General features: G+C 63.6%; 11 protein-coding genes. 5 read left to right on the top strand and 6 right to left on the bottom strand.

The features are described 5' to 3' along the window. Window positions 1–301: 301 nt before the first annotated feature. The 5 genes from WCB02_RS21985 to WCB02_RS21965 all read right to left on the bottom strand — a co-directional run bounded on the left by WCB02_RS21985 (window position 302) and on the right by WCB02_RS21965 (window position 3,146). Window positions 302–928, bottom strand: coding sequence for a glutathione S-transferase family protein (locus WCB02_RS21985; RefSeq protein ID WP_423961367.1), 627 nt, complete (start codon window positions 926–928; stop codon window positions 302–304). Window positions 929–1,111: 183 nt separating this feature from the next. Beyond that, on the bottom strand, window positions 1,112–1,333 hold the full coding sequence (locus WCB02_RS21980) for a hypothetical protein (protein ID WP_423961368.1): 222 nt from the start codon (window positions 1,331–1,333) through the stop codon (window positions 1,112–1,114). Between the two features lie 46 nt (window positions 1,334–1,379). Further along, window positions 1,380–1,631 carry a hypothetical protein gene (locus tag WCB02_RS21975; protein WP_423961365.1) on the bottom strand — a complete coding sequence of 84 codons (252 nt, stop codon included), beginning with the start codon at window positions 1,629–1,631 and terminating at the stop codon, window positions 1,380–1,382. Between the two features lie 195 nt (window positions 1,632–1,826). Further along, window positions 1,827–2,342 carry a transcriptional regulator LdtR gene (ldtR, locus tag WCB02_RS21970; RefSeq protein ID WP_423961363.1) on the bottom strand — a complete coding sequence of 172 codons (516 nt, stop codon included), beginning with the start codon at window positions 2,340–2,342 and terminating at the stop codon, window positions 1,827–1,829. Between the two features lie 345 nt (window positions 2,343–2,687). Beyond that, complete coding sequence (locus WCB02_RS21965; protein ID WP_423961362.1) at window positions 2,688–3,146, bottom strand: DUF6163 family protein; 459 nt, start codon at window positions 3,144–3,146, stop codon at window positions 2,688–2,690. A gap of 227 nt (window positions 3,147–3,373) precedes the next feature. On the opposite strand from WCB02_RS21965, the gene hemB reads away from it, so the two are divergent. From hemB to WCB02_RS21950, 3 genes are all read left to right on the top strand, one after another. Continuing rightward, a complete protein-coding gene (gene hemB, locus WCB02_RS21960) occupies window positions 3,374–4,435 on the top strand; it encodes a porphobilinogen synthase (protein WP_423961361.1) in 1,062 nt (353 codons plus the stop codon). Window positions 4,436–4,620: 185 nt separating this feature from the next. Continuing rightward, the gene (locus WCB02_RS21955) at window positions 4,621–5,175 is read left to right on the top strand and encodes an RDD family protein (RefSeq protein ID WP_423961359.1); all 555 of its coding nucleotides are present in this window, start codon (window positions 4,621–4,623) and stop codon (window positions 5,173–5,175) included. Between the two features lie 80 nt (window positions 5,176–5,255). Further along, the gene (locus WCB02_RS21950; RefSeq protein ID WP_423961358.1) at window positions 5,256–6,032 is read left to right on the top strand and encodes an arginyltransferase; all 777 of its coding nucleotides are present in this window, start codon (window positions 5,256–5,258) and stop codon (window positions 6,030–6,032) included. 60 nt (window positions 6,033–6,092) lie between these two features. On the opposite strand, the gene WCB02_RS21945 is transcribed toward WCB02_RS21950, so the two are convergent. Continuing rightward, window positions 6,093–7,478, bottom strand: a complete 1,386-nt coding sequence (locus WCB02_RS21945) for an Nramp family divalent metal transporter (RefSeq protein ID WP_423961357.1) — start codon at window positions 7,476–7,478, stop codon at window positions 6,093–6,095. 430 nt (window positions 7,479–7,908) lie between these two features. Here WCB02_RS21945 and WCB02_RS21940 point away from each other — a divergent pair, with 430 nt between their 5' ends. Together WCB02_RS21940 and WCB02_RS21935 are read left to right on the top strand one after the other, a co-directional pair. Then, window positions 7,909–8,694 carry a class I SAM-dependent methyltransferase gene (locus tag WCB02_RS21940; RefSeq protein ID WP_423961355.1) on the top strand — a complete coding sequence of 262 codons (786 nt, stop codon included), beginning with the start codon at window positions 7,909–7,911 and terminating at the stop codon, window positions 8,692–8,694. A 260-nt stretch (window positions 8,695–8,954) separates the two neighbouring features. Continuing rightward, window positions 8,955–9,419, top strand: a 465-nt coding sequence (locus tag WCB02_RS21935; protein ID WP_423961353.1) for an MFS transporter, incomplete at its 3' end; no start/stop codon positions are given.

Genomic DNA, 9,419 nt, shown 5'->3' with positions numbered 1-9,419 from the left:
TCTCCACCCCGTCTCCCACATCCCGCAGTTGAACGACGCAGTTGCCTTCCGCTACATGTAACGTGACTTCACATGGGTCGGACTTTCACCTCCTGACAGAACAACATCACAGACGCACGGTCCCGGCGTTCGCCGGTACGACGTGGAGTTTGTTGAAGCCGTGCACCAACTCTCCGGCGGCGCCATCTGGATGCATCTTCGCGATCCCACGGCACGAAGCGCCCGGATTAGCCCAGGAACAGCCCGGCGGCGAGATGGTGGGTTCCGGCTTGCGCCTTCGCCCCTCGAGACTACGGACCGGCTATGTCGCAAACCGGTACGCCCCGCCCTTCTCGACCGAGCGCAGGAAGGCGGGGCGGGCGTGCATGCGCGACAGCCAGGCGGCAAGGTCGGGATAAGGTCCGAGCTTGCCGAACACCTTGGCCATCTCGGCGACGAAGCTCATCTGGATGTCGGCGCCGGTCAGCGACGGCCCGACGAAGAACGCCCTGCCCTGCAGCGCGCCGTCGACATAGCCGAGATGATTTTTGATCTCGCTGTCGATGCGCGGATGCAGCGGTGCGCCGGCGTCCTTCAGGCGCGAGACATAGAGGTTGAGCATCAGCGGCAACATCGCCGAACCCTCTGAATAATGCAGCCACTCGTTATAGGCTTCGTAGTCGACGCTATCAGGCGACGGCATCATCGCGCCTTTTCCGTAGTGCCGGATCAGATAGTCGACGATGGCAGCGGATTCCGCGATGCGGATGTCGCCGTCGACGATGACGGGCGATTTGCCGAGCGGATGAATTTTTGCCAGTTCCGGCGGGGCCAGCCTCGTTTCCGGATTGCGCTGGTAGCGCACCAGCTCATAGGGCGCGGACAGTTCCTCCAGCAGCCAGAGGATACGTTGCGAGCGGGAATCGTTGAGGTGATGCAGGGTGAGCATGGACGTTGCCTCGGGGCCTGTCGTTGAGCTCGACGATATCAGACCAGAAGCGCCAGTCTATGACTCGTCATGCCCGCGCTCGTCGCGGGCAGCCACGTCAGCGTCGTTCCGCCGCGATGAAGACGTGGATCGCCGCGTCAAGCCCGCCCATGGCGGGTTGCAGGTTGCTTGCGCGGAGGTCGGTCACAGCCCCGTATATCCGGCCTTCACCGGATCATTGGTGCCATCGAGCTGGCGCAGATAGGTCAGCCCGCATACGGTCAGCCGATGGGTGTCCTTTTCGCCGGCTTCGATCAGGGTGTTGATATAGGCCGTCACCTTGGCGCGCGCGTCGGCGCTCGCTGCGGCGGTGCGGTTCAGCAGCAGATCATAGGTCATCATGATGCGGTCGATGGCGGCTTCCATGGAGTCCTCTGGCATGTCGTCAGCTGGAATTAGCTGGAGGCTTGAATCAGTTGGCTTGACGAGTTGGCTTGAATTGGTCGGCTTGGGCGGCTTCGAACGCGACGATCGCCTTGTTGGCAAGCCGGATCTTGTTGCATTCACCGCTGTGAAACAGCTGCACGACGATTTCGAGCAGTCGGTCATTGGTGACGAAATTGTCGGGGATGGCGCCCGAGCGGCGGAGATAGTTCGAGGCTATGGCATAGGCGTCGCCCACCACCCCGACATTCATGACGCGCATTCCCCGCTCGACCAGCATGGCCTCACTCCTTTGCTTCGCAGGGGATAAGCCTGCAAGCGGGAACAAGTTCCATTGTGGTCGCCCGACCTGGGCACCGCAAAAAAACAGGGCGCACCGGCCGCGAAAACGGCCGATGCGCCAAGGGGAAGGTTCAAGAACGAATTGGCCCGCCGGTCTTCTCGATCAGCCGGCGTGGCCTTGAATTCGCAGGTATCAGAGGCGGTACAGGATCTGGTCGGTCCAGAACCGCTCCAGGCGGTGCAGCGATTTGTTCAGCGTCGCGAACTCCTCGTTCGAGATGCCGCCGACCTGCTCCACGGTCTTGACGTGCTTCTGATACAGCGCGTCCACGATGCGGCGGATTTCCTGGCCCTGCGGGGTCAGGCGAATGCGCACCGAGCGGCGATCGACGCGTGACCGCTGATGATCGAGGAAGCCGAGCTCGACCAGCTTCTTCAGATTGTAGGACACGTTGGAGCCGAGGTAGTAGCCGCGCGTGCGCAATTCGCCCGCGGTCAATTCCTTGTCGCCGATGTTGTAGAGCAGGAGCGCCTGCACCGAATTGATGTCGGAGCGGCCACGTCGATCGAATTCATCCTTGATGACATCCAGCAGGCGGCGATGCAGCCGCTCCACCAAGGTCAAGGCTTCGAGATAGAGCGGCTGCACCGGCGCCTGGCCGGCAGCGCGGTCAGCGGCTTCCGCCGCCGTCGCAACGGCTTTCATCATGACACGTCCCCTGTCGTCGTTTTCCGACTTATTCGACGAAACTTTTGTTCCGTCTGATAGTCGCAATTTAAGCGGGGCGGTTTGAAGATCGGCTTAAATAAGAGAATAAAGAGAGAATGAATTTAAGACAGTGAATCGTCGATTAAGCCTGCGGGAAAGGGACTTTTCGCAACTTTCCATTGACGATCCGCAGGCTGTGTTCACGTTTCGTCTTGCGCTGCTGTCGCATTCCAAAACAGGCCGGTCACATCGCGAAAGGTCCGCGTAACGGATGTGGCGGACCAGGCAAGGTCAATCAAACCTTACCGCGGAATTCGCAGAAAATCTTAGGAAGCCGCGCGACCGCTATGGCGGCCGTTCGCGCGCGGCCATCCACGCGAGCACGAGATAGGCCGCGAGCATCACGGCCTCCAGGCCCACCACCACGAGGCTGCCGCCATAGATGCCGGGAAACATCAGCTCGATCACCGCCATCGACACCACGGTGGTGAGCCACACCACCGCGCCCCAGGGCGTCGCCAGCCAAAGACCGACCGCGGCAACCAGCTCGATCACCGCGAAATAGACCGTCGCGGCCTGCCAGGCCGTCGACTGGTTTTCGAACGCATCTTCCTCGCCGCCGATGAAGCCCGTCACCTGCGCCCAGTGATAGAGGCCCTTCAGGATCGAGAGCACCGCCATGATGCGCAGGAACAGCACGAGGCGCCGCGTCCACGCATTGTCGTCGCGTTCAATTCGCTCCGAGGACATCCCGACCGGAATGGGATGGTCTCGCGCCGGGTCGCGCGAGGGCGTGTCAGACATGCGGGCAGCTCATGGCGGGAGAAGGCCTTCACGCGGATTGCTTGAAGCCCAGGTCACATAGACCATGAGTCTTGGCCTCTCGGCGCCGCAAAATCAATCCTTTGGCCGCAAGGTCGCCCTTGCGGCAGGTCAAGTGACGATGGCGCGCACAGGTGGTAGACAAACGCCGGAATTGGAATAAATCCAATCGGCGACCCAGACAGCGGCTCCAGGAAAAAGGCAATCCCATGGCGATCAAATTCGGGCGTCCGATCGAATTGCGCGACGCGACGCGGCCTCAGGCGGCGGCTGCGGCTCCTTCCCTGGCGCTGACGATGCGGCCGCGCCGCAACCGCAAGGCGGAGTGGGCGCGGCGCCTGGTGCGGGAGAACGTCCTCACCACGGACGACCTGATCTGGCCGCTATTCGTGGCCGACGGGCACAACGCGCGCGCAACAGTCGCCTCGATGCCGGGCGTCGAGCGGCTGACCATCGACCAGGTTGTGCGTGATGCCGAGCGCGCGATGGCGTTGAACATCCCCTGCCTGGCGCTGTTTCCCTATACGGAGCCGTCGCTGCGCGACGAGCATGGCTCGGAAGCGCTGAACCCCGACAATCTGGTCTGCAAGGCGGTGCGGGCCATCAAGAAGGAATTTCCCGAGCTCGGCGTGCTCTGCGACGTCGCGCTCGATCCCTTCACCAGCCACGGCCATGACGGCCTGATCGAGGACGGCAAGATCCTGAACGACGAGACGGTGGCGGTGCTGGTGCGCCAGGCGCTGGTGCAGGCGGAAGCCGGCTGCGACATCATTGCGCCGTCGGACATGATGGATGGCCGCGTCGGCGCGATTCGGGAGGCACTGGATCAGGCCGGATTCCTGGACGTACAGATCATGGCCTATGCGGCGAAATATGCCTCCGCCTTCTACGGGCCGTTCCGCGACGCAGTCGGCTCGGCCAAAACCCTGAGCGGCGACAAGCGCACCTATCAGATGGACAGCGCCAATTCCGACGAGGCGCTGCGCGAGGTCGAGCTCGACATCGCCGAAGGCGCCGACATGGTGATGGTGAAGCCCGGCATGCCCTATCTCGACGTCGTGCGGCGGGTCAAGGATACCTTCGGCATGCCGACCTTTGCCTATCAGGTGTCCGGTGAATACGCCATGATCGCGGCCGCCGCCAACAATGGCTGGATTGACGGCGAACGGGCCATGATGGAAAGCCTGTTGGCGTTCAAGCGAGCCGGCGCCGACGGCGTTCTCACCTATTTCGCGCCGCAGGCGGCGGAAAAGCTGAGACAGCAGCGCTGAGAAAACCGGACTGAAAAAGCAGGGCTCAGCGGCTCGACCGAGAAAGCGAGGCCCAGAAAGCACAAGGCTCTGGCCCTCGCGACCGCAGTATCGCCCTAAAATTGCGCTTGCTTGGTTAACGTGAGGTCTTGCAAGGACCCCGACGGTTCCCATGTCATGGCGCGGGACGGTCTGGAGGACGGGTCATGTCATATAGCGGTTCGGGTGATACCGGCGGCGGCTGGCGTAGCAACGGCGGCCCGGATATCCGGCCGCACGCGTTTGATCCCTATTCCGAGCCGGACCTGTTTCGCGGTGTGCTGACGCGGCGGGTGATCGCCTTCATGATCGATATGGTCGTGATCGCGGTGCCGATCGCGCTCGCCGTCGTATTCATCGCGGTGTTCGGCCTGGTGACGCTCGGCCTCGGCTGGGCGCTGTTCTGGCTGGTATCGCCGGCGTCGGTGATCTGGGCGCTGCTCTATTACGGCGCCACGCTCGGCGGGCCCTATTCGGCGACCATCGGCATGCGGCTGATGGACCTGGAAGTTCGCACCTGGTACGGCGCCCCCTGCTATTTCGTGCTCGGGGCGATGCATGCCGTGGTGTTCTGGATTTCGATCTCGGTCCTGTCGCCGTTCGTGCTCCTGATCGGGCCGCTCAACGCCCGCCGCCGGCTGCTGCACGACTTCGTGCTGGGAACCGTGGTCATCAACAATTCCGTCCGCGCCCCCGTAGGACAGCCGGCCCGGACATTTTAACTCAACTTAACCGATTGACCGTTAACCTTCGGGGCGCGAGGATAGCAGCCCCACTCCGCCCTGGAGGTTGAAGGAACTCCTTGACCCAGCATTCGCGTGATACCCCTCAGTTCTATCTGACGGCGCCCTCGCCGTGCCCCTACCTTCCCGGCCGGCACGAGCGCAAGGTGTTCACGCATCTGGTCGGCGACAAGGCCGGCGATCTCAACGACCTCTTGACCCACGGCGGCTTCCGGCGCAGCCAGTCGATCGCCTACCGTCCGGCCTGCGACCAGTGCCGCGCCTGCGTCTCGGTGCGGGTGGTCGCCAATGAATTCCGTCCCTCGCGCAATTTCCGCAAGGTGCTCGCCCGCAACGCCGACATCGTCGGCGAACAGCGCAGCGCGGTGCCGACCTCCGAGCAATATTCGATCTTCCGCGCCTATCTCGACGCCCGGCACCGCCATGGCGGCATGGCCGACATGACGGTGCTGGATTACGCGATGATGGTGGAGGACAGCCACGTCGAGACCCGCATCATCGAATATCGCCGCCGCGGTATCGACAGCGGCATCACCGGCCGCGGCGACGAGCTGGTGGCGGTGGCGCTGACCGACGTGCTCAGCGACGGGCTGTCGATGGTCTATTCGTTTTTCGAACCCTCGCAGGTCAGCCGCTCGCTCGGCACCTTCATGATCCTCGACCACATCGCCCGCGCCCGCCGGCAGGGACTGCCCTACGTCTATCTCGGCTACTGGATCGAGGGCTCCAAGAAGATGGACTACAAGGGCCGCTATCTGCCGCAGCAGCGGCTGGCGCCGTCCGGCTGGCTTCGCGTCGACGCCTGCGGCGACGTGGCCTCCGAGCCGCAGGATTGAGGGGCGAGGAGCGAACAGCCCAATCGGGAAACTGCTATTCGCCACTCGCTATTCGTTTCTTCATCCGAGCACGTAGTCCCACACCAGCTTGGCATTCAGCGCGATGATCAGCGCCGCCGTGACGGTGGCCAGCGCAGTCAGCCAGCGCGGGGCGATGAACGGCCCCATCTTGGCGCGGCTGGCTGTGAACAGCACCAGTGGCACCACGGCAAACGGCAGTTGCAGGCTGAGGATCACCTGGCTCAGGATCAGGAGTTGCCCGGTCGCCTTGCCGCCGGCCCAGATCGTCACGACCACCGCCGGCACGATCGCGATCATCCGCGTCACCAGCCGCCGCAGCCACGGCGCAATCCGCCAGTTGAGAAACCCCTCCATCACGATCTGGCCAGACAGCGTCGCGGTGATCGTCGAGTTCAGGCCGCAGCACAACAGCGCGATCGCAAACAGCGTCGGCGCCAGGGTCGAGCCCAAGAGCGGGGCCAGGAAGGCATGCGCCTGATCGAGCTCGGCGATGTCGGTCTTGCCGGTGCGATGAAACGTCGCCGCCGCCAGGATCAGGATCGAGGCGTTGATCACGAAGGCAAAACACAGCGCGATGGTGGAATCGAGGGTCGAGAGCGCGATGGCTTCGTGCTTCTCGTCCGCCGTGTCGCCATAGCCGCGGGTCTGCACCAGGCCGGAATGCAGATAGAGGTTATGCGGCATCACGGTGGCGCCGAGGATGCCGAGCGCGAGATACAGCATCTGGGGATTGGCCAGGAGATCCCTGCCCGGCACGAAGCCGCCGATCACCGCGCCCCAGTCGGGATCGGCGAGCGCGATCTGCACCGCGAAGCAGGCCGCGATCACGCCCAGCATGGTCACCACGAACGCCTCGATCCAGCGAAAGCCGAAGGCCTGCAGGGCCAGGATCAGGAAGACGTCGAGCGCGGTGATGACGACGCCGATGGCGAGCGGGATGTGGAACAAGAGATTGAGGCCGATCGCGGTGCCGATCACTTCCGCAAGGTCGGTCGCCGTGATCGCGACTTCCGCCGACAACCATAGCGGCCAGACCATGTAGCGCGGATAGGAATCGCGGCAGGCCTGCGCGAGGTCGCGGCCCGCACCGACGCCGAGCCGCGTGCACAGGGATTGCAGCACGATCGCCATCACATTGGAGAGCAGCGCGACAGTCAGCAGCGCATAGCCGAATTTGGCACCGCCAGCGAGCGAAGTCGCCCAATTGCCGGGATCCATATAGCCGACCGCGACGAGGTAGCCGGGGCCGAGAAAGGCCAAGAGCTTGCGCCCGAACGAGCCGCCCCGGTCGGTGCGGACCGACGCGAACATGTCGGCGAGCGACGGTTCGCCCCGCGCCCGGCGCCAACCGGCGGGGAGCGTCAGCGGCGCCGAGGTTATTTTCCGTCCGGTTTCGGCAGACAAATTGGCAGATTTGGCATCCATGCTATACCATGTACCATAATCCTCTTTAATGCAACTCATTTGCAACTGCATCTAGCGCCGCCGCGGAAGCAATCAGCCCTCCGCCGTCGCCCGCCGCGCCGCACAAACCAGCTGCTCCGTATGCCAAGCCGCACAGTGCCGATCGAGATCGCACCGGTTCCGATCGGGCGACGCGGCGCCGCCGTTTGTCCGGATGACCAACTGGCCGGCGATGCATTTGGTCGTAACCGTCCTTTCACCTGTCCCGACGCCTCGGGTCTGCGCCGGTTAATGAAAAATTAGCATTAACCCTGACTTGATGTGGCGCGGCGGGCAGACACCGACTCGCCTCGCCGCCGTGCCCCGCCTACGGCGGCTGGTATCCGCGTGAGAGAATTGCGTTCCCGCGCTTTGATGCACATGACGCTGCGCGATCTTGGGGAGTCCAGCCATGTCTTCGAATCACCTCGGCCTGCGGCCCATTTCGGCGGCGGCGCTATCGTGCAAGATCTGCGCGGGTCCCTCGGCGCTCTATGGCGTCGTCGACATCAATCGGCCCTGTGAAATTGCGGGCGGGGTGCAACCGCCGCTCTCAGGCGTGCCGATTTACTATCGCCGCTGCGCGGCTTGCGGCTTTCTCTTCACCGACGCCTTCGACGACTGGAGCGAGGAACAGTTCAAGACGCATATCTACAACGATGGCTACGGTGTGTTCGATCCAGACTATCAGACCAGGCGACCCAACAACAACGCACTTACCGTCAGCGGACTTTGGGGGCAGCACAAGGCTGGCATGCGGGTGCTCGATTTCGGTGGCGGCAACGACATGTTTTGTGCGGCGCTTCGCGCCACCGGCTTTCTGGAAGCGGTGACCTACGATCCCATGGTGCCGGAATTTGCCCGCCGCCCGCACGGCAAATTCGATCTGGTGACGTGTTTCGAGACGCTCGAGCACCTCCCCGATCCCCTCACCGGCATTGCCCGGATGGTCGACTGCATCGCCGAACCCGGCGCGGTGTTTTATTCGACGCTCACGCAGCCTGTGGATTTCGACAGATACGGCGTATCCTGGTGGTATGTCGGGCCGCGCAACGGTCACATCTCGATCTTCACCAAGCAGGCACTCGAACTGGCCTGGGCTCGTCATGGCTTCAGGACCTTCGCGCTGAACGAAGGCACCCATCTGGCGTTTCGGACGCTGCCGAAGAGCTGGGGACTGGTGACGCTGCAGGGATAGAGAATATCTCTCGGCACCGCTTGAGCTTTCTCCATGCACCGACCGCGGGACGCTCAAGAGGCGGCTTCCGGTCCAGCACTCCAAGCGCAAATCAGCCCTGGACACGCTTGCTCCGGCATGTGCCGCGGCGAGACCGATTGGCTGCTCTTGTGTTCGCCGCGGATGTGCCGTCGGCGCGCGATAGCCGGCTGATCAGAAATCGGGTGGGTTGTGGGCGGCCAAGCTCCCATGTTGCGGATGGCAACGCACAGGAAGTTCCCATGACGGACCGCAACGACCATCATCTCCCGCCGACCTTCAATCGCCTCGCCTGGTCCAACCTCGCCGCGCAATCGGCGGAGCAGATCGCGCTGGCCGCGGCTCCGATCGTCGCCGTGCTATCGCTTGGCGTCGGCGAAGGCCAGACCGGGCTGTTGCAGACCGCGCTGACGGCTCCCTTCATCCTGTTCGCGATCCCGGCTGGCCTGCTCACCGACCGCATCTCCCGGCGCGTTCTGATGGCGGCCGCTGAAGCCCTGCGCGCCGTGGCGCTCATAGCGATTCTGCTGCTGATCTGGTTCGGCGCCCTCACGCTGCCGGCGCTCGCCGTGCTCGGCTTTCTCGCGGTGTGCGGAACGGTCGCCTATAGCGTGGCGGCACCGGCATTGGTGCCGTCGCTGGTGTCGCCGGAGGCGTTGCCGGCGGCGAACGCGCGGATCGAGCTGGCGCGCACCATTGCGTTCGCC

Origin of the sequence: Bradyrhizobium sp. (genome assembly GCF_049581145.1) — a bacterium.
Classification (GTDB): domain Bacteria; phylum Pseudomonadota; class Alphaproteobacteria; order Rhizobiales; family Xanthobacteraceae; genus Bradyrhizobium.
The sequence above is the reverse complement of the archived record's forward strand: the minus strand, read 5'-3'. Positions and strand labels throughout refer to the sequence as shown.

What these genes read in the sequence shown, in the direction of transcription:
- ldtR (WP_423961363.1), bottom strand. Translation starts at nt 2,342, where the DNA reads ATGATGAAAGCCGTTGCGACGGCGGCGGAAGCCGCTGACCGCGCTGCC.
- hemB (WP_423961361.1), top strand. Translation starts at nt 3,374, where the DNA reads ATGGCGATCAAATTCGGGCGTCCGATCGAATTGCGCGACGCGACGCGG.
- WCB02_RS21940 (WP_423961355.1), top strand. Translation starts at nt 7,909, where the DNA reads ATGTCTTCGAATCACCTCGGCCTGCGGCCCATTTCGGCGGCGGCGCTA.
- WCB02_RS21955 (WP_423961359.1), top strand. Translation starts at nt 4,621, where the DNA reads ATGTCATATAGCGGTTCGGGTGATACCGGCGGCGGCTGGCGTAGCAAC.
- WCB02_RS21980 (WP_423961368.1), bottom strand. Translation starts at nt 1,333, where the DNA reads ATGGAAGCCGCCATCGACCGCATCATGATGACCTATGATCTGCTGCTG.
- WCB02_RS21965 (WP_423961362.1), bottom strand. Translation starts at nt 3,146, where the DNA reads ATGTCTGACACGCCCTCGCGCGACCCGGCGCGAGACCATCCCATTCCG.
- WCB02_RS21985 (WP_423961367.1), bottom strand. Translation starts at nt 928, where the DNA reads ATGCTCACCCTGCATCACCTCAACGATTCCCGCTCGCAACGTATCCTC.
- WCB02_RS21975 (WP_423961365.1), bottom strand. Translation starts at nt 1,631, where the DNA reads ATGCTGGTCGAGCGGGGAATGCGCGTCATGAATGTCGGGGTGGTGGGC.
- WCB02_RS21945 (WP_423961357.1), bottom strand. Translation starts at nt 7,478, where the DNA reads ATGGATGCCAAATCTGCCAATTTGTCTGCCGAAACCGGACGGAAAATA.